Origin of the sequence: Actinomadura sp. 3N508 (genome assembly GCF_044326375.1) — a bacterium.
Taxonomy (GTDB): Bacteria; Actinomycetota; Actinomycetes; order Streptosporangiales; family Streptosporangiaceae; genus Spirillospora.
This window is the reverse complement of record NZ_JBIRAX010000005.1, coordinates 384,561-402,780: the sequence shown is the minus strand read 5'-3', so window position 1 is coordinate 402,780 and position 18,220 is coordinate 384,561. Positions and strand designations below refer to the sequence as shown.

The window sequence follows — 18,220 nt, the reverse complement described above, 5'->3', positions numbered from 1 at the left end:
CAACAATAACCAAACCCAACCCTTAAAGAAGGACCCACCAATCAAGCTGCCAGCAAAACTGACCCCACACTAAACCAGATCAACAAGAGAAGCGCATCACCCAATAATGATGCACAACCGAACACAAATAAAACGAATACGGAGAATTCAGGCGAAGACCCATCCCGCCCGTCAGAGGACGTCCTTGCGGCCGCGCTGTGCGTCAGTGCGGGATGACCGTGAAGTCGTCGCACACCTCGTACACCGTCACCTGGAGCAGATCACGGACACGCCGTGGGACTCGCAGTGCGGCCTTCAGCGCCGAGGAGGGCACCACCACGGCGTACTGGACACCTGCGTCGGGGCTGGTCATCCGGCGAAGCAGTTGGCCGTACGCGGTGTCGCAGTCCAGACCGGGGGCGGACGTCGTGCCCTTGGCTTCGCGGATCAAGCGCTCCTGGCCACGAACGGCCTCGATGTCGGTGGGGCCGGTTCAGGCCGAGCGCCAAAGTGTTGGAGTGTCCTGCGGCTGCCAGTCGGCCTGCGCGGTGTGGGCCTGCCGGCAGACGTAGTCGCCGCCGCGGTGGGTCACCGCGTCGCCGGGACGGTAGTGGACACCCGGCGTCCATGCCGCAGTGCCGGGCCTTCTCCTGGGCGGCGTAGGCGTCGGCGTATCGCGTCCACTACTGGACGGCGTGGGCGTGGCGGACGACGGCGTCGGTGTCGCGGTCGATGGCGACTCGGACGGTGTGGCGGTGCTCTTCCGTCCCACCCCGACCGAGTCCGGCGGTCCCAGGCTCTGTGCCGGAGCCCCGGCCTCCGGGCCCACACCCGTGGTCGCCGGAGCGGCGGACGGACCCCCGCCGTCGGACGGCCTGGCCGCCGCGTACCCCACGGCCACGAAAAGCACGATCGCTGAGACGGCGCCGAGCACGACGTACCGGCGCCGCGCGGAGGACCTGGAAGGAGGACGCGCATGGGCCATCAGTCAGCCCGTCCTCGCCCGCGCACATCCGCGACGACCACTCGATCTCCCGTTCCCCGTAGCCCGGACACGAGCCGCCGGTACCGGCTCCCGAGCGCGGACAATAGTTACACACCCCCGCGAAGCGTGCCACCTGGACATTCCGACGCCCGAGCCGGTCCACGAGCCGGTACCCGCCTCCCAGCACCTCTCCAGGGCTCCGGGCACCGCCCCCTTCCCCTTCGCTCCTCGCCCGTCCCCGGCGATACACCACCCAGGCGGGTGAAGGCCTGCTAGCGGGCCATAACCACCCCGACCAGATCTTTTCAGGAATCAGACCGATACCACCCGGGATCGCGAAGCCTGACGTCGCCCGGAATTCCTGGGAAGATCACCGTCCCGGAAGTTGCGAAGCCGCGGCACGATCCTGGCGAGTTCGCGGCCGAGACCAGTACAGAGCCGGACGTGGCTGATGCGCGCCCGCAAGGTCCGTCGGATGAGCCGCTCAGACGATCAACCTTCAGCGTCGATCGACGTGATCCTTAAAGCGCCGCGTGCTTCCCCACGGATTGGACGGACGAGTGGGCGTCCAGGGCGTGCCGGACGGCGGTCAGGTGAGGACTGCGGATCCCGGCTCGGGTCAGGGTGTCTGCGGCGTCCCGGGCAAGCGACCGTGCCCGGTCGGACGCGCCGGCGCGGAGCTCGAAGAGGGCATGCGCAGTGAGGTATTGCCCCACTCGCAGGGCCCTCGTCCGCCTGTCCAGCCGGTCCCGCGCCTGGTCCAGGTGCCGCTCGGCCGCGCCCCAGTCCGGCCGGGCGGTGCCGAGGGCCAGCCGGCAGGCGAACACGTGCCGCGCCACCTGCATGTCCGGAGTCTCGTGTGCCGCCGACAGCGGCAGGACCCGGCGGGCCACCAGCTCCCGGGCCGTGGCGAGGTGCCCGCGGTCCTCCAGGACGCGGGCCTGCCAGAACGCGACCTCGATCGCCATCCGCCGGTCGCCGGTGGCGGCCAGGCCGGAGTGCTCCGCCCGGAGGAGCCGCTCGGCGCACCCGGTGCGTCCCTCGTTCATCAGCGACACCACGGCGCCCATCACGGCCGTCCCGTAGCGACCGGGATCGCGGGCCGCGCGGCTGAGCGTGACCAGCCGCCCGTAGACCGGCACCGCCGCGCGGCCCCGTCCGCTGTCGCGCAACGTCACCGCCCGGACCGCGAGGCAGCGCCGCCACAGTTCGCCGCCGTGCCCGAAGCCCCGCCCGGCCCCGGCCCCGGCCGCGAGCTGCGCCAGCAACCGGCGGGCCGCACCGATGTCGGTGACGTCGACCGCCCGTTCCGCCCGCGCCAGCAGGTCGACCGCGGCGTCCCGGGCGTCCGCGGGCCGCGCGACCGGCGCCAGCACGGCACCCGCCAGCAGGAGGCGCCGTTCGAGGACGGCCGGGTTCGCGTTCGCGTTCGTGTGCTGCATTTCAGTGAGCCCCCTGGTCGCCGTTTTCAGTGTCCTCGGATTCGTCGAGCGGCTCTGTCAGACGGTCCAGAATCGCGCCAAGGGCCGCGATCGCGGCGGCGGCACCCGCCGCGAGCCAGCCCGGCTCGACGGCACTGGCCAGCTCGACCGTCGCGGCGCCCAACGCCGCCGCCACGGCCGCGTTGCGGCACCGCGCCGCCCGGTGCCGCCGTGCCAACGATGTCGTCCGTCTCATCGCTGCTCCCATGTCCGTTAAGACTTGGTGCAGATTCCACAGGTCACCTCCACCCGGAACCAGCGACGGCGGAGAACTTCGCGAATGTGGGACACCCTGGCTCAGCGGCGATGTTCGGGCCGCGGATAGACCATGAGGCCCGTCGCACGGCGCGGAATGGCTCCCGGGTTGCGGAACGGGCTCGCGACCCCGTGCAGTGGAGGGATCTCCTCCAGCGCGGGCCACGCCTTCGCCGACGCTTTGATCCGCTGGTCGATCCGGTACAGCAGGTTCGCGTACCCGCCCTGCTCCGACTGGACGGACTCGAACTGGGACACGAAGTAGCGCACCGCGCCGATGTCGCGGTCCCGGATGCCCCACAGCACCCCGAGATCGGCCCCCGCGAGCTTGCGGTTCAGCATGACGGCCCCGTCCGTGATGCCCAGCAGCCCCTCGAAGTCGCGCATGACGGCACGCGCCGTGCGCCGGGCCACCGGCTTCGCCACGATGCGGGCATTCTCCGTGCTCTCCGCGACGCCCAGCTCGAAGCGGCGCCGGGCCAGCCCGAACTGGATCTCCAGGTTGCCCGGCACCTCGTCGGCGATCGCCCCCATCCGCGCCAGCGCGACCCGCAAGACGTCCCGGGAACCGCCCCGCAGCACCCCCGAGAAGACCACCTGCCCCAGCCAGTCGTTGACGTTCTGGAGGATCTGCTCCCGCTCGCCTGACGGCGGGTACAGCGTTGCCCGTTCCACCACGCCGCGATAGAGGTCGAAGGCGGTCTGGTAGTGGCCGAACATCTGGTGGATGTGGGCCTGCCCTGCGCGGGCCACGAGGACGTTCAGGTGCCTCGCCCCATGATGCTCGATCTCCTCCGCCTCCCACGCCTGGGCGTAGCGCAGCGCAGTGAGGTTCTCCGCGTCCCGCAGGACGGTGTACGCCGCGCGTAGAAACCGAAGCCTGGTCTCGGCCCCGGCCGACGCCGCGTCGGGAACCAGCCGGCTCGTGTGGGCGACCAGGAACTCGAACAGTTCCGGCCGGCGCGCGGCCACCGAATGCTCGAGCTGCGCCACCGCCTGGTGCGGATCGTCGGTGAGGGCGACCCCGTCGGCCGCGTACACCGTCGGACGCCTGCGGTCGGGTGGCAGCGCGGGACGGTGCGCGATCGTATTCAGCCGCTCGGTCACACGGAAGGAGTCGCGGTACCGCTTGTCCTTGTCCGAGGTGACCGGCGCCTGGCGCAGGCCGCCGCGAAACTCTGGAGACCGCTGCTGGTGCGCGTGAATGGCGTCCAGTTCACGCTCCGGCTCGCGCGCCATCAGCGCCTGCGCCCGCAGCGCGAGCATCGCGCCCGGCGCGGCCAGTGCGGTGTCGCCCAGGGCGGGCAGCCGCCCGTTCATCAACCGGGCGACCCGCCCGTCGATCCGGTCGAGCCGCCGGTTGATCGTCTTGGTGCTGACGTCCGCCTCGGCCGCCAGGGTGGCGATGGGAACCGGGTCACCGGTGAGGCCTATCGAGTCCAGCCACAGCCAGGCGTCATCCGCGCCGATCCCCTCGGTGGCGCGGTGCCGGATCAGCCACCGGCTCAGCGCGGCCCGCACCGCCGCCGCGCTCCCCTGCCCGACCAGCGCGCCCAGCGGACCGTCCAGGTCGCCGGGATCACCGCGCCACTGATCCCGGAGATACTTCCGCAAGGCCCTGACATCGGCCTTCGTAATGGCGGTGGCCGACGTCTCGCCCATGCGGCGCCTCCCGAGAGTCGCCTCGATTATCCGTAGTGCCCTGACGCGCGCCGAGCCCCTGACCGCATCCGGCGCCCCGTTGCGTCCGCCGTTGTTCCCGAGGAAGGTGTGGGGTATGGGCGACGGAACGCGCTGGCGGGCCGGAGGTTACGCCCACGCCAACGGTCCGTCACCCCCACAGGCGATCAGCGTGCTGCACGAGCTGCACGGCGGTGACGGCTCCTGGACTAACCACCCGGACTGGGCTCGCAGAAGTAGCAGCTGACACGCGAGGGCCCGCGTCCATCAAGCAACTGAAATCTGCCCACCAGGCGACGGCCTGACTAGGCGCTCACCATCGAGCAGGCCCATGCCGAGTTCGCCTCAGTCAGTGGTCGGATCTCCGCCCGGAGTCGCGAATGCGGATCAGATCATGAACTCGAGGGGCCTACGACCTGGGCGCTCATCCACGGAAGACTGCATGCTGGACAGCCGCGCCCGGGTTCTCAACGTGTACCGCCCTGACACCCTGGCCAGTCGGGCCTAGCTCGACCTCGTACTCGACGCGCTGGGACGTCCCGACTCGTGATCTCATCTCGGCTCTCGTGATGCACGCAGAACGCGGAAAGGGGGGCGTGGTCGCCGGTGTGTCGGTGTTTCACCGGCGACCATGAGTGTGCCCGGTGGTCACCGGGACGGGCGGAGGGTGCGGGTCGGGGTGTAGCGGGTGAAGGCGGGCGGCATGACCTTGTTCTCCTTGCCGTACTCCGCGACCTGGTGGAAGTGCGGATCGAACCGGTTCGCGGCGGCGTTCAGGTGCCGGGTGCCGGTTCGCGGCCAGTCACCGGTGTCGATCTTGGTCAGCAGGGTGCGCAGGGCGGTGATCTCCTCTGCGGCGTTGAACGAGCAGTGCCCGCCGCGTTCCACGTACAGCTGGCGCAGCAGGCTCGGGTGGCCGTTGCCGCGGACCTGTCCGGCGTACCAGCGGTCCTGGTCCGGGGGAACACCGGCGTCTCCCGTGGTGTGCAGCGACACGACCGGCACCCGCATGTGCCCGGTCGGCACCCCGTACCGGTACATGTAGCCGAGCGCGTTCTTCTCGGGTGCGATGCGCGGCGCGTCGGCCAGCTTGGCCAGGTCGGTGCGAAGGTTCAGGCCCGCCTCCCGGTACGCCCGCTCGACGACGCGCCGCTGGCTGGAGCGGGCGAGTTGCCCGGAGTAGTTCACGCTGGCGTTCCAGAGCGGATTGCCGCCCGCCCGCTCGGCGATGTCGGCGAACGCGGCCGTGCCGTTGCCGTGCACCTTCGCCCATTTGACCCATTCGGACTGCTGCCGGGTCCACTCGGCCATGTCGGTCGGCTCGGGCTCCTGCGGGTGGAACCAGCCGGTGACGTTGCCGAGCGCGGCGGCCAGCGTGAGGCGGGCGCGTCCCGCAGGGGTCTCGCGGGCCTGGTCGATCGCGGCGACCAGCGCGTCCCGTCCGCCAGGCGGGTCGGCGGAGTTCACCAGGTCGATGTCCTGGCCGGGAGCGAGGAGCGTCTTGACCGCGAAGTTGACGTCCAGAGCGGTGTTGAAGGTGTTCAACGGGTCGTAGAGGGCGCACAGGTTCAGCACGCCGTCGAACCGCTGCGGATACCGCTCGGCGAGCAGCGTCGCGATCGCTCCACCCATTGACTGGCCGCTCAGCACGGTCCGCCGTGGCCGTCCGACGTTGGCGTTGAACCAGTCCAGCAGCGCGAGCTGGTCGTTCATCGCTTCCTTGACCAGGTAGCCGACGCCCTTGTTCTGGTACTCCGAGGCGGCCAGCGCATAGCCGTTGTCCAGCAGCCATTCCCGGGTCTGCTCGTTGTTGGAAACGAACACCTGGTTGAAGACGAAGCCCTCCGGCTGGTAGCCGTGGCTGTAGAGCACCAGCGTGCCGTTCCAACGTTCCGGCATCTCAACTCGGTAGCGGGCACCGTTGATGGTGCCTTCGTGAGGAGGCGGCTCCTGCGCCACCGCCGGCGTTGCCGGGCCGACCGCCGCTGCGCAGACCAGAACGCCCGCGAGGAGGGCGGCAAGCAATCTCTTCATGATCATCAACTTCCTGGCTCGTCGTCCCGGAGTCCTTCCACTCACAGGTCGAACGGGCGGCCCGCGGATCGACACGACCGGAAGATCACTTCGCACGAACGTCGTCCGGCGAGGTTCCCTCGCTTCTCGCCGCGGTGGAGCGCGGCGATCACGGTCGCGGCGTTGGGCACCGAGCCGACGTAGTCGAGTTCGACGGCGATGTCCCGGGTGGTCGCCGCCTCCGGTGCTACGACGCTCGCCGGGCCCGGAGAGCGCGGGGCGGGCGAAGCCGGTCACATTCCGTGGTCGCGGAGCCTTCCGACGACGTCGTCGGGGTCGGCTCCGGCGCGTTCGAGGACATCCAGCGCGGCCGGCGGCGGCGTCCGGACGAGCGGTACCGGCCCGGCGACGAGACCGGCCCGCGGCGGCCCCTCGGTCCCGGTCAGCCGTGACTCCGGCGTCCCCGACGGCGGTACCTCGTACACCCGCCAGCCCGGCCACATGGTCCGGGAACCGGCGACGACGAGCCGGGGCCGCCGCCACGCGACGAAGGTCCATCGGCCGCCGGTGACGGCGTGGACGAGGACGGTCTCCAGATGCCGCCCGAGGAGGGTCGCGACGCGGGCGGCCACCGGGACGGGGTTGGTGAACCTCCCGGTGACGCGGTAGATCCCGCGGTCGGCTTCGAGCGTCAGCTCATCCTCGGCCAGCTCCGCGATGATCAGCGCAACCGGGTCGTCGGAGCGGGCCAGGTCGAGCAGGCGCTCCCACCCCGAGCGGCCCAGCACGGTGGCGTGCGCCAGCCGGGGCGGGATGAGCAGGTCGCCCGCCAGGTCGGTCTCCGCGGCCGAGACCCGGTCCTTGACGGCCTGCCAGGTGCGGGCCGCGAGGAGGTCGCGGGGGCTCCCGCCGGTGAGCGAGGCGCCGCCGAGCAGCAGCCCCATGCACACCGCCGTGACCGCCGTGACGTGCTGGACGGCCCCGTCCGGCACCTCGTCCTCGGCGCGGGGCGCCAGGCCCTCCGTCAGCCGGGCGAGCGGCGCGCGCCAGGAGTCGTCGTCGAGTTCCCAGACGCCGTGACCGAGGAGCTGCACGAACAGCCGGGCCACGAGGACGCGCAGCATCATCGGCGCCGGTTCCCGCCCGGCGGGGACGGTCCGGTCCACGGCCCGGACGGCGCACTGCCGCCACTCCCGCTTGCGGTCGGGCGGTATCACCGGCGGCGGGGACTCCTCGGGGTCGCCGTCCGGCCCGTCCGGGTCCTCGTCGTCGGTCACGGCCTCGGCGGTCAGCCCCCAGCGCGGCCCGAGGGTGAGATCGGGGGTGCCCGTGCCACCGAACAGTTTCAGGGTGAGGGGCCGCCCGATGGTCCGCTCGCATTCGTCCAGGTAGGCGGCGTAGCGGTCGTGGACGGCCGACGCCTGCGCCGGTGCGGCGGCGGACCGGGCGGGCAGCGCGGTGCGGTTCTCGGCGACGAGGTCGGACAGCCGCAGCAGGTCGTAGCGGAACCGGCGGCCCAGCTCCTCGTCGGTGAAGATCTCTTCCTCGGTGTAGCCGTGGCGCAGGCGCGGCCGGTTCGCGTCCGCCTGGCGCCGGGCGCAGCGCGCGGGGTGGACGACGAAGACGGGCGGCGACTCGGCCCGGCCGCCCGCGTGCGGGTCGGCGATCCGCACCACGGCGCCCGCGAACTCGGGGACGGCGAATTCCTGCGAGGTGCGCCCCGCCGGGACGGTTCCGACCGTGGTCCACGACCCGGGCGAGCCGTCCGGCGACACCTCGACGGCGACGTCCACGTCATAGGGACGCGCCAGAGTGACCTGGAGCAGGCCCGCGCCGGTGAGCAGCGCGCCGAGGACGAGCAGGCTCGGGCGTGCCTCCACCGGCCGGACGGTGCGCCGCCCGCGCAGATGCGTGACGGCGACGGCGGTGCCCTCCGGCAGCAGTGGCGACGGCACCTCCGCGAGCACGCCCAGCTCGCAGTTGCCGCCGCCCGCGACGTTGTCCAGCAGCGCGGCGCCGGTGAGGTTGGCGCTGCCCGTCAGGGCCGTCCACCGGTCACCGGTCCGCCATTCCAGCAGCTTGCCGTGGCGCGGCACCTGCTCCGCCAGCAGCCGCAGCTCTGCGCCCGGCGAACCGGCGAGCGACGCGAGGACGGCGTCCCCGTCGTAGCTGCTCCAGCGTTCCTGAACACCGAGCACGACCCGCGACGGCGCGAACCGCTCGACGATCCGGGCCAGGGCACGGCCGCTCCGGTCGACGAACGGCGCGTACAGATGCAGCTCGTCGACGGGCCCGTCGGGCAGCTGGTCGATCAGCCCGGTGCCGAGGTTATGCAGCACCCGCGCCGGATGCCGGACGGCGGGGAACTCCGCGAGCCGCGCGGAGATCTCCGCCAGCAGCTCCGCCGCGTACCGCGGCATCGGCACGGGCCCGCCCAACGCGGCCAGCCACCGGCTCAGCTCGCGGAACGACTCGGGGGCGCCGGTGTCGTGACCGCGCAGGACGGTCCACAGCTCGTCGTTGTACCCCCATCCGGCCATGGTCGGGTTGCCCGAGCCGACCGCCGCGACGGCCTCGCGAGCGCCGATCAGCAGCGCGAGCTTCGGGTGGAACGCGCCGCGGCAGGCGGCGAGGCCGTGGAAGTAGGACCGTCCGGCCATCCGCACGTCGACCGGGTCGTACAGGCCCTGCCCCGCGTCGCCGATCACCGTGATCCGCGCGCCGAGCGCACGCGCGGTCGGGACCAGCGTCTTCTCCAGGAACGGCAGGTCGACGGTGAAGCCCAGCAGCAGGAGCTCGTGCAGCTCGGCCTCGTCGGTGCGGTCGCGCCATTCGCCGAGCAGCGTGAGCGGCGAGGTGAACTCCCAGGTCATTCCCCCACCTCCAGCAGCTCGGCGCCGAGCGGTGTGAGCGACGCCGTCTCGTCCTCGGCGCGGTATTCGAGGAGGCCGAGCTGCTCGGCGATGTCCCCGGTCTGGTGCAGGCGGGTGCCGATGTCGCCGTCGCCCTCGTCGCCGGTCTTGTAGTAGCGGCCGCCCCGTTCGTGGACGCGGGAGAACACCTTCATCCGCCCGTTGGCGTCGGGACGGGTCTTGGCCAGCGCGACGCGTCGGGCCTGCGCGAGCATGTCGTCCACGAGCCGGACGGACAGGTCCCGCATCGGCCGGTCCGCGAAGTCGTCGATCAGCCGGGCCACCCACAGCGGGTTGAGGATGTCGTGCTGCGCCCCCAGGAACGTCGTCCGCGCCTCGCCGGACAGCTCACCGGCGCGGCGCCCGCCGGCCAGCAGCAGCCTCACGTTCAGGAGCGGGTCGCGGCGGTCGGTGTCCTGCGTGATCTGGCGTTCGGCCGGTGCCGGATGCCCGCCCGCCATCGTGGCGGGCAGCTCGCCGAGGCAGGCCCGTAAGGACGTGGCGGGCATCGGGTCGGCCAGCCATGCGCGCAGCTCGTCCCGGCTCCGGTCGGCTTCGCCGTCCTGCGATCCGATCGACCGGACCAGCGCCGCCCAGAGCCGCCGCCACGCGCCGACCGAGTAGTTCCGCAGCAGCAGCCCCCGCCACCCAAGAACGTTGTCCACGCGCCGGAGCACCGGATCGGTCTCGACCTCGTTCCCGAAGGCCACAGCGGACCGGACGCACTCCTCCCAGCCGTGGGCCGCGTCGCCGCCGTGCAGGCCCGCGGCACGGCCGAGCATCCGGAACGTCGCCCGGCGCCGCCGGTCGTCGGTCCCCCACTCCTCCGGGTCGTGGCGGCCGTCCCGGGTCGCGGTGAACAGCCCGCGCATCCAGCCGGCCTCCGGGCGTTCCGGGGCCTGCATCGCGAGCGGCGCGAGCGCCTCCAGCCGCGTGCCGTCGAGGACGTCCGCGCCGGACTCGCGCCACAGCGGCGCGAACAGGGCCGCGACCTCCGGAGGGCAGACGTGCCTGCCGGGACACGGCGCGCCATCCTCGTTGACGGCCGTGCCGAGGACCGCGCTGGGTCCGAGGTAGGTCTCCCAGGACCCGGAGCGCCGCGACGAGTACGCCTGGTCGCCGTCCAATTCGGCCGCCGCGCCGACGTGGAGGACGTCGCCGTCGAGCGAGGGCCGCACCTCGTCGACGGCGTGCGCCATGCCCGGCCGGCCGTACGGGTCGTCGTACAGGCGCGACACCCCGGCGAGGACGACCTCGCTGCGCCGCAGCAGCCGCAGGCTCGCCGCACCGTCCAGGTCATGCTCCGCCGCGTGGGCGCCGAGTGCCGCGTACAGGGCGTAGTAGCGGACGTACCTGGTCACGGACGAGATCCCCGGGACCAGCAGTTCGATCGCCCGCAGGATCGGCGCCTCCACCCGCAGCGGATACCGTCCCGCCCGTTGCTCGATCCCCCGCTGCGACCATTCCGGACCCTCCATCAAAGCGATACGCCCCTCTTCTCCCGTTCACCAGGAAATTTAGAGAGAACGCCCTACCCGCGCCCGCTAGATGGGGAAACGCGACCCTGAACCGTTATCGCTCCGCTTCGGCGGTCGTATCAACGATCTGCGGGATGGCCGAGAGAATGCGGGCAGATCGCGCACCCTCCCGGAACGCGGTGCGGAACACTGCGTCCACCTGGCCTTTCGTCCGTCCGAGGCGGCGACGCGGTTCCCGGACCCGCGCACGATTTCCCAGGGGACGCGGTGCGCTGCACCCCAGGCGTACGCGCCGACGGCCACTCCGAAGGCGAGAAGCGCGCCCCCACGCAGCAGCCCAGCCCGCGCACGCCGTCCATGCCGAACCACGGCCACAAGGCCGCGCGCGACCGCCACCACGCCGACGACCAGCCCGGCCAGAGAACCCAACAGCAGGACGAGCGCGAACATGATGGCTCCCCTGAGGGACGGTCTCGGGAACGAACGGCTACGCGATCAAGGATAGAGCGCCGAACGCATCAAGATCAGTGGATGACCCCGCGCGCGGCACCACCACAGCCCGGGCCGCCGATCCCCCGGCGCATGGAGCGTTGAGTGTCGAGATTTCCGGACCGGGATAATCGTCGTACTCCTGTACTCGCCAGATGGCCGGAGTCAGCAAGAGGAAAGCCAGGAATAGCGAGGGGACGCTGATGAAGCTCGCCCAGAAGGGCGACCTCCGCACGGCGGTAAATGCGACCAGGGCCGAGATCATCGCGAGCACGAATGCCGTCAGCGAGAACACTGGAACAATGAACGGATACCCTTTCGTCCACTGCGCCGTCAACGGGTTCACGTCACATGCCCGATAGGTGGCACGGACAGCCCGATCTCCAAGAAGATTCATCAGCCAGAGAAGCAAGGCCCCCGAGACGCTGAAAACCGCCGCGCCCAGGCATGACCACCTCCAGAGCCGTTGACTTCTTTCGCTTGATCCCACAGCAGATCCCGTCGTCAAGACGACCCCCGGGCGGCCTGCGCCTCGCGGAGGCGCCTCCCACCCGGGGGTGTCAGGAAATAGCAATTACCGAGTGCTTCGTCACAGCGTCGGCCCGCTACCGCTCAGTCTCCTCGGCCCGGACGCCACCCCACTCGGCGTCCTCCTCGCCCGTGCCATTGCTTCACCCACGGCAGCACTTCACAAAGGCCCGCCAGCAGCGGCGCCAGCTTCTCCGAGTCCCAGGCCCGACCTCGGCCCGGTCATTGACGAGGTTGCCAATGGCCTGCGCCTAATCCTCGTGATCCCAGCCGGCCCACCCGAGCAGCAACGAGTCATCTGCGTCCGGACTGCCCCAGATACGAAATGAACCGCTCCTTCGGCGCGTACTTCGGCGGAACCGCGATGTCGAGCCGCTTCCCCGTCCGGTCATCCTCGCTGGTCCTCCCAGGGCTGCTCCCACTCCTCACGCTGCCGCAGCCCAGTGTCCTTGTACCGAAGCGCCGCAAGCTACGGCACATCGGCACGTGTTCGTCCGCGACGACCTCGGCCAGCACCTCCGCCAGCGGCAGACCCCGCTTCCCCAGATGATCGGACGCATGCAGCGCCGCCACTCTGCATGTCCGCGTCCTCCTTGAACAGGTCGGCGAGCTGACTGGGCACGCCGGTCACACACGGGCAGAACCCAACGGAGATGGTCGCGAATTACTGAACAGTGACGCTATCCCGTGCCCGAGCCATCTTCTGTGAAGTTCGCCCGGTTCGTTCCCCAGTGGCAGCCCCGATCGCGTTGCGGGAGCACCGTGGCGGGTGCCCCTAGGGCCTGGTGCCCGGCACAGGGACCGCCGCGCGCCCACGCACGTCGCATGCATCAGAACGACGAAGAGGCCGCTTCCGGAAGATCGAAAGGGCCTCTGAACTGGGTGTCTGCAGGGTGGGCGATACTGAGTTCGAACCAGTGACCTCTTCGGTGTGAAGGTCCCGGACAGCGAACCGCCCGCCGACGAGTAGTCAACGGGCGGGCTCAGATCCACCAGCTCAGGTCGCCGCGCCCTCGAAGGTGAAGCTCTCGTACTCGAAGCCCGGGGTTAGCTCCACGCTGACCGTCTTCAGGTCCGCCGCACCCTCGGCCGCGAACATGTATTTCACCGTGGCCGTCCGGCCGGGCGCGACGGTGCCGGTGAACCCGTCCCCGTAGCCGCGCTCGCTGTCGAAGACCTGGTCGGCCTCGGTGCCGTCTGCGCCGACCCGCGTCCCGATCTGGAACATCGTCGTGTCAAATCGGGTCTTGCCGGTGTTGCGGATCTGCACGGTGACGATGACGGCCGGGCCGCCGGGCTTCCCGCCCGCGGCGTAGGCGCCGACCTTGGCGCGCTTCAGCTTCGCCACCCGGAACGAGAGGCCGTCTTCAGCGGTCGCCCACGTGCCGACCTTGGTGACGTTGTCGCCCTCGTCGGGCTCCTCGCTCCCGCCGGCCTTGGCCGCGGACGTGGGGGCGCCGGGCTTGGTGGACACCTCTTGCGGTGCCGCGCAGCCGGTCAGCAGCAGACCGCCCAGGAGGGCGATGAGCACCGCGATCTTCTTCATGTGGGGAAGTTCCTCTCGCAGAGTCCGCGGCGGGGGACGCGAGTACGACGCTGGATCACGCCCTGCCGGTTCACAGCGAGAGGCTGCTGTCACCATCCGGCCACGCTCCGGCCGGGGTGCGCACGATGCGTCTTATCTAAATGATCACGCACCAGGAACGCATGGGATAGAAAACGGCCCCCTCCTCGGAAGTCGAGAAGTAGGCCGTGACCTGCGGGTGGGCGATACTGGGTTCGAACCAGTGACCTCTTCGGTGTGAACGAAGCGCTCTCCCACTGAGCTAATCGCCCTGGACGTCGGAAACTCTAGCGCATGTTGGGGGATGTGTGCGCCTTCACGGTCACGTCCAGAAGGTGGGGTTTTCGATGTTCCAGGGGACGACCAGACCGTAGAGGGCCAGGTAGGCGGTGAGGGTGGCGGCGGCTAGGACGGCGGTCAGGGTGCCTAGGACCAGGTTGCGGCGGCGGGCTCGGGGGTCCAGGGCCTGTTCCTTCGCGCGGTCGGCGGCGGCCTTGGCGCGCTGGAGGGCGCGCTGGGCCCAGGCGAACTCGGTGGCGAGGATGGCGAGGCCGACGACGATGCCGAGGATGCCGGGGCCGGGGGTGACCATCATGACGAGGCCGCCGAGGAGGACGGCGGAGCCGACCGCGAAGACGCCGAGGCGCCAGGCGGTGTTCAGGAGCCGGTTGCGCCGGACCCGTTCGCGGAACCGGTGCAGGCGGCGCTGCTGTGTGGGTGGGGCTTCCTTTTCGGTCTTGATTGCCACGGATTTACCTTAAAGGCAGGTGGACGGGGGTGGGAACACAGAGGTTTTACCGCACCGATCGTTCGGCCGGGACGGGGGCACATGGCGGGAAACATCCGTCTTTGCGCAGGTCAGGCGCGGTGAGATGAGTCACAAACGCCGGGGACGCCGGAATGTTCGGCCGCGATCAGGCAGTTAGGCGTCATAGATCGCGGGGATGTCCGTGGGGAGGACAAGCACTCACGGGGAGCCCCGCCTGCGGGACACGACGTTATGGGGAATGGCCTATGAACACCACAGTCTCAGCGCAGCTGGGCCTTCGGCTCGTCGTCCCCGACCGTACGACCGTTCCCCTGCTCGCCGGGCTGGAGTACGCGGCCGACGATCCGTACGCGATCCGGATGGCCTTCTACGTCGGCGATGACGAGCCGGTGGAGTGGATCTTCGCCAGGGAGCTCCTGACGGTCGGCATCGTGCGGAAGGTCGGGGACGGGGACGTGGAGGTCTGGCCCGGCTCCGATGACGGCACGCTCAACATCGGGCTGTCGTCCCCGTTCGGGGACGCGCTGTTCGAGGTGCCGCTGTCGCCGCTGGCCGACTTCCTGCACCGGACGTACCAGACCGTCCCGGCGGGCGAGGAGACCGAGTTCATCGACATCGACGCCGAGCTGGAGAACCTGCTCTGGCCGTCCTAGGAGGACAGCCGGGCGATGTGGCGCATCTTGTTCATCGCGTCGAGCGCGGCGACCTTGTAGGACTCGGCGAGCGTCGGGTAGTTGAACACGGCGTTGACCAGGTAATCGACGGTTCCGCCGCAGCCCATGACCGTTTGGCCGATGTGGACCAGTTCCGTGGCGCCCGTGCCGAAGACGTGGACGCCCAGGAGGCGTCTGTCCTCGGGTGAGACGAGGAGTTTCAGCATCCCGTAGGAGTCGCCGATGATCTGGCCGCGGGCGAGCTCGCGGTAGCGGGACACGCCCACCTCGAAGGGGATCTTCGCCTCGGTGAGGGCGTCCTCGGTGCGTCCGACGAAGCTGATCTCGGGGATCGTGTAGATGCCGATGGGCTGGGTCTCGTGGATCTCCGCGACGGGCTCGCCGCAGGCGTGGTGGGCGGCTAGGCGCCCCTGCTCCATGGACGTCGCGGCGAGGGACGGGAAGCCGATCACGTCGCCGACGGCGTAGATGTGCGGGACGTCGGTGCGGTAGTGCTCGTCCACCTTGATGCGGCCGCGGTCGTCGGCGGCCAGGCCGGCGGCGTCCAGGCCGAGCTCGTCGGTCATGCCGTGCCGTCCGGCGGAGTACATGACGGTGTCGGCGGGGATGCGCTTGCCGCTTTCGAGGACGGTGATCGCGCCCTGCGGCATCCGTTCGACGGACGCGACGCTCTCGCGGAACCGGAACGTGACGGCCAGGTCGCGCAGGTGGTACTTGAGCGCCTCGATGATCTCCAGGTCGCAGAACTCCAGCATCCGCTCGCGCCGCTCGACGACGGTGACCTTGGTGCCGAGCGCGGCGAACATCGAGGCGTACTCGATGCCGATCACGCCGGCGCCGACGACGACCATCGTCTCGGGGATGCGGTCCAGGTTGATGATGCCGTCCGAGTCGATGATCGTCTTGTCGTCGAAGGCGACGGTGTCGGGGCGGGCCGGGCGCGTGCCGGTGGCGATCACGATGCGGTCGGCGGTGACCTTCTGCTCGCGGCCTCCGTTGCCGGCGATCCCGATCACGTTCGGTTCGAGGAACCGGCCGTGGCCCGGCAGGACGGCGACGCGGTTGCGGGCGAGCTGGCTGCGGACGACGTCGGTCTCCCGGCCGATGACGTGCTGGGTGCGCATCCCCAGATCGGCGACCGTGATGTCCTCTTTGACCCGGTAGCTCTGGCCGTACAGCTCGCGCTGGTTGAGGCCGGTCAGGTACAGGACGGCTTCGCGGAGCGTCTTGGACGGGATCGTCCCGGTGTTGATGCAGACGCCGCCGATCATGTCGCGATGGTCGACGATGCCGACCTTGCGGCCCAGCTTGGCGGCGGCGATGGCGGCGCGCTGCCCGCCGGGGCCCGATCCGAGGACGAGGAGATCGAAGTCATTCACGTGCCCAGTCTGAGGGGCCGTGGCCGTCCGGTTAAAGGTTCGGCTCAGGATCGGCCGGCGATCAGGCTCTCGGACGGTCGGTGGGCAGGGTGCCGGGCGGTGTCGTGAGCAGGGTTTCGGTGAGGGTGTCCAGGCCGGTCTTGATGCGGTCCAGGGGCATGCCGCGGGTTCGGCGCTGGTAGAGGAACAGGTTCGCGGCGAAGGGGGCCAGGAGCGCGTCGGCGAGGTAGGCGGTGTCCGCGCCCGGACGGATCTCGTCGAGGAGCATCGCCACGTGCCGGTGGTAGAGACCGTAGGAGCCGTCCCGGAAGCGGGCGTCGGACGGGCCCGACTCGGCCATGAGGAGGAGGTCCGCCTGGGCCTCGGTGCGGTCGGCGAGGGCGTGGAGGAACGCGCGGAGGCGGTCGGACGGGGACGCGCCGGGCCCCAGGGGCGGCGGGCCCTGGATGAACGCGGTCTGGAAGTCGCGTTCGCGCTCGTCGATCACGGCGTAGACGAGGCGGGCGCGGTCGCCGAAGCGGCGGTAGACGGTGCCGACGCCGACGCCGGCGGCGCGGGCGACCTCGTCCATGGAGACGGCCTCGGGGCCACGGGTGGCGATCATCTCGGCGGCGGCGCGGAGGATGCGGCGCCGGTTGAGCGCCGCGTCCGCGCGCTCGGCGGGCGGGCTTCCCACGACCGGCAGCTCGCGCATTCCGTCCCCTCTCGGCACAGCACAGCAGACTAACCGGACTTGTATCCGGAGAACTCTCCGGTTAACCTCACTAAACGGAAACTTCTCCAATTAGGGCCGGAGGCTTGGACATGACGGCTGAACTCGCAGGACGCGCAGCTCTGGTGACCGGAGGCGGGCGCGGCATCGGCGCCGCTATCGCGCTGCGGCTGGCGCGGGAGGGCGCGGACGTCGCCGTCACGTACGTGCGGGCCCCGGAACGGGCCGCGGAGGTCGTGCGCGGGATCGAGGCGGCCGGACGGCGCGGGCTGGCCATCGCCGCCGACCTCTCCGGGTCGTCGAGCGAAGCTCGTCCGTTGAACGGCGGCGGGCGGGGGCTAGCGGACGGTCCGTCGAGCGGAGATCGTCCGTTGAACGGCGGCAGGTCGGAGCTGGAGGACGGTGCGGCGGTCTCAGCCGCGGCCGTGGCCGTGGACCGGGCGGCGGCGGAGTTCGGACGGCTCGACATCCTGGTCAACAACGCCGGGATCGCGCCGTTCGGGCCGCTGGAGGACGTCACCGCCGAGGAGCTCGACCGCACGCTGGCGCTGCACGTCCGGGCGGCGTTCGTGGCGTCGCAGGCGGCGGCCCGCCATCTCGGGCCGGGCGGGCGGATCATCAACATCGGCAGCAGCCTCGCCGAGCGCGTCCCCTACCCGGGCTGGACGCTGTACGCGATGAGCAAGTCGGCGCTGACCGGGCTCACCCGGGGCCTGGCCCGCGATCTCGGACCGCGCGGGATCACCGCGAACGTCGTCCAGCCGGGGTCGACCGACACCGAGATGAATCCGGCCGATTCGCCGGACGCCGAGTTCGAGCGGGGGTTCACGGCGCTCGGCCGGTACGCGCGGGCGGAGGAGATCGCCGCGATGGTCGCGCACCTGGCGGGTCCGGGCGGCGACTACGTCACGGGCGCGGCGATCGCCGTGGACGGGGGGTACGCCGCCTGATGGCCTGGGTACTGCTGGTCGTCGCCTCGCTGATGGAGCTGGTGTGGGCGACGGCGCTGAAGGAGTCGGACGGCCTGACGAAGCTCTGGCCGACGGTCATCGGGCTCACGGTCGCGGTGCTCAGCGTCGTGGTGCTGTCGCTGTCGCTGCGGACGCTGCCGGTCGGCACGGCGTACGCGATCTTCGTCGGGCTAGGCGCGGTCGGTGTGGCGCTGGCGGGGATGTTCGCGTTCAGCGAGAGCGCGTCGCCCGCCCGGCTGGGGTTCCTCGCGCTCATCGTCGTGGGCGTCGTCGGCCTGCAACTGGTCGAGGACTCGTAGGCCCGCCCCAGGCGGAGGCTCGCACGCGCCAACCCCAAGCCAAGACTCGTAC

Annotated in this window: 16 protein-coding genes and 1 tRNA gene; 3 read left to right on the top strand and 14 right to left on the bottom strand. The window is 70.8% G+C overall.

Features of this window, described 5'->3' with window-relative positions; translation table 11 throughout:
* Nucleotides 1–202 precede the first annotated feature (202 nt).
* The 12 genes from ACH34S_RS20540 to ACH34S_RS20485 form a co-directional block, all read right to left on the bottom strand.
* Entirely contained in the window at nt 203–430 is a 228-nt protein-coding gene (locus ACH34S_RS20540; RefSeq protein ID WP_395954297.1) for a hypothetical protein, read from the bottom strand.
* Between the two features lie 42 nt (nt 431–472).
* Nucleotides 473–964 (bottom strand): carbohydrate-binding protein, encoded by a 492-nt coding sequence (locus ACH34S_RS20535; RefSeq protein WP_395954296.1) that lies wholly within the window; start codon nt 962–964, stop codon nt 473–475.
* Between the two features lie 521 nt (nt 965–1,485).
* Nucleotides 1,486–2,406 (bottom strand): hypothetical protein, encoded by a 921-nt coding sequence (locus ACH34S_RS20530; RefSeq protein WP_395954295.1) that lies wholly within the window; start codon nt 2,404–2,406, stop codon nt 1,486–1,488.
* 1 nt (nt 2,407) lies between these two features.
* Nucleotides 2,408–2,641 carry a hypothetical protein gene (locus tag ACH34S_RS20525; protein WP_395954294.1) on the bottom strand — a complete coding sequence of 78 codons (234 nt, stop codon included), beginning with the start codon at nt 2,639–2,641 and terminating at the stop codon, nt 2,408–2,410.
* Nucleotides 2,642–2,742: 101 nt separating this feature from the next.
* Nucleotides 2,743–4,362, bottom strand: coding sequence for a hypothetical protein (locus tag ACH34S_RS20520; protein ID WP_395954293.1), 1,620 nt, complete (start codon nt 4,360–4,362; stop codon nt 2,743–2,745).
* Nucleotides 4,363–5,028: 666 nt separating this feature from the next.
* On the bottom strand, nt 5,029–6,414 hold the full coding sequence (locus ACH34S_RS20515; RefSeq protein ID WP_395954292.1) for an alpha/beta fold hydrolase: 1,386 nt from the start codon (nt 6,412–6,414) through the stop codon (nt 5,029–5,031).
* Nucleotides 6,415–6,686: 272 nt separating this feature from the next.
* Entirely contained in the window at nt 6,687–9,266 is a 2,580-nt protein-coding gene (locus ACH34S_RS20510; RefSeq protein ID WP_395954291.1) for a hypothetical protein, read from the bottom strand.
* Nucleotides 9,263–10,783: a hypothetical protein gene (locus ACH34S_RS20505; protein WP_395954290.1), complete on the bottom strand. Its 1,521-nt coding sequence runs from the start codon at nt 10,781–10,783 to the stop codon at nt 9,263–9,265. Before ACH34S_RS20505 ends, ACH34S_RS20510 begins: the two co-directional genes overlap by 4 nt.
* A 487-nt stretch (nt 10,784–11,270) precedes the next feature.
* Nucleotides 11,271–11,567, bottom strand: coding sequence for a hypothetical protein (locus tag ACH34S_RS20500; protein ID WP_395954289.1), 297 nt, complete (start codon nt 11,565–11,567; stop codon nt 11,271–11,273).
* Nucleotides 11,568–12,797: 1,230 nt separating this feature from the next.
* Entirely contained in the window at nt 12,798–13,346 is a 549-nt protein-coding gene (locus ACH34S_RS20495; protein ID WP_395954288.1) for a hypothetical protein, read from the bottom strand.
* Nucleotides 13,347–13,564: 218 nt separating this feature from the next.
* A tRNA-Val gene (locus ACH34S_RS20490) sits at nt 13,565–13,636 on the bottom strand.
* 50 nt (nt 13,637–13,686) lie between these two features.
* A complete protein-coding gene (locus ACH34S_RS20485) occupies nt 13,687–14,112 on the bottom strand; it encodes a TIGR02611 family protein (RefSeq protein WP_395954287.1) in 426 nt (141 codons plus the stop codon).
* A gap of 266 nt (nt 14,113–14,378) precedes the next feature.
* On the opposite strand from ACH34S_RS20485, the gene ACH34S_RS20480 reads away from it, so the two are divergent.
* Nucleotides 14,379–14,786, top strand: coding sequence for an SsgA family sporulation/cell division regulator (locus ACH34S_RS20480; RefSeq protein WP_132175929.1), 408 nt, complete (start codon nt 14,379–14,381; stop codon nt 14,784–14,786).
* Here the strand turns inward: ACH34S_RS20480 and sthA are convergent.
* Both sthA and ACH34S_RS20470 read right to left on the bottom strand, forming a co-directional pair.
* A complete protein-coding gene (sthA, locus tag ACH34S_RS20475) occupies nt 14,783–16,186 on the bottom strand; it encodes a Si-specific NAD(P)(+) transhydrogenase (protein WP_395954286.1) in 1,404 nt (467 codons plus the stop codon). The two genes, ACH34S_RS20480 and sthA, sit on opposite strands and share 4 nt — an antisense overlap.
* A 61-nt stretch (nt 16,187–16,247) precedes the next feature.
* Nucleotides 16,248–16,880, bottom strand: coding sequence for a TetR/AcrR family transcriptional regulator (locus tag ACH34S_RS20470; RefSeq protein ID WP_395954285.1), 633 nt, complete (start codon nt 16,878–16,880; stop codon nt 16,248–16,250).
* A gap of 110 nt (nt 16,881–16,990) precedes the next feature.
* On the opposite strand from ACH34S_RS20470, the gene ACH34S_RS20465 reads away from it, so the two are divergent.
* A complete protein-coding gene (locus ACH34S_RS20465; RefSeq protein ID WP_395954284.1) occupies nt 16,991–17,848 on the top strand; it encodes an SDR family NAD(P)-dependent oxidoreductase in 858 nt (285 codons plus the stop codon).
* Nucleotides 17,848–18,168 (top strand): DMT family transporter, encoded by a 321-nt coding sequence (locus tag ACH34S_RS20460; RefSeq protein WP_395954283.1) that lies wholly within the window; start codon nt 17,848–17,850, stop codon nt 18,166–18,168. The genes ACH34S_RS20465 and ACH34S_RS20460 overlap by 1 nt, the downstream gene beginning before the upstream one ends.
* Nucleotides 18,169–18,220 lie beyond the last annotated feature (52 nt).

Excerpts from the sequence above, each read along its gene's own strand:
- ACH34S_RS20535 (WP_395954296.1), bottom strand. The coding sequence starts at position 964 with ATGGCCCATGCGCGTCCTCCTTCCAGGTCCTCCGCGCGGCGCCGGTAC.
- ACH34S_RS20530 (WP_395954295.1), bottom strand. The coding sequence starts at position 2,406 with ATGCAGCACACGAACGCGAACGCGAACCCGGCCGTCCTCGAACGGCGC.
- ACH34S_RS20525 (WP_395954294.1), bottom strand. The coding sequence starts at position 2,641 with ATGAGACGGACGACATCGTTGGCACGGCGGCACCGGGCGGCGCGGTGC.
- ACH34S_RS20520 (WP_395954293.1), bottom strand. The coding sequence starts at position 4,362 with ATGGGCGAGACGTCGGCCACCGCCATTACGAAGGCCGATGTCAGGGCC.
- ACH34S_RS20515 (WP_395954292.1), bottom strand. The coding sequence starts at position 6,414 with ATGAAGAGATTGCTTGCCGCCCTCCTCGCGGGCGTTCTGGTCTGCGCA.
- ACH34S_RS20510 (WP_395954291.1), bottom strand. The coding sequence starts at position 9,266 with ATGACCTGGGAGTTCACCTCGCCGCTCACGCTGCTCGGCGAATGGCGC.
- ACH34S_RS20505 (WP_395954290.1), bottom strand. The coding sequence starts at position 10,783 with ATGGAGGGTCCGGAATGGTCGCAGCGGGGGATCGAGCAACGGGCGGGA.
- ACH34S_RS20495 (WP_395954288.1), bottom strand. The coding sequence starts at position 13,346 with ATGAAGAAGATCGCGGTGCTCATCGCCCTCCTGGGCGGTCTGCTGCTG.
- ACH34S_RS20480 (WP_132175929.1), top strand. The coding sequence starts at position 14,379 with ATGAACACCACAGTCTCAGCGCAGCTGGGCCTTCGGCTCGTCGTCCCC.
- ACH34S_RS20470 (WP_395954285.1), bottom strand. The coding sequence starts at position 16,880 with ATGCGCGAGCTGCCGGTCGTGGGAAGCCCGCCCGCCGAGCGCGCGGAC.
- ACH34S_RS20465 (WP_395954284.1), top strand. The coding sequence starts at position 16,991 with ATGACGGCTGAACTCGCAGGACGCGCAGCTCTGGTGACCGGAGGCGGG.
- ACH34S_RS20460 (WP_395954283.1), top strand. The coding sequence starts at position 17,848 with ATGGCCTGGGTACTGCTGGTCGTCGCCTCGCTGATGGAGCTGGTGTGG.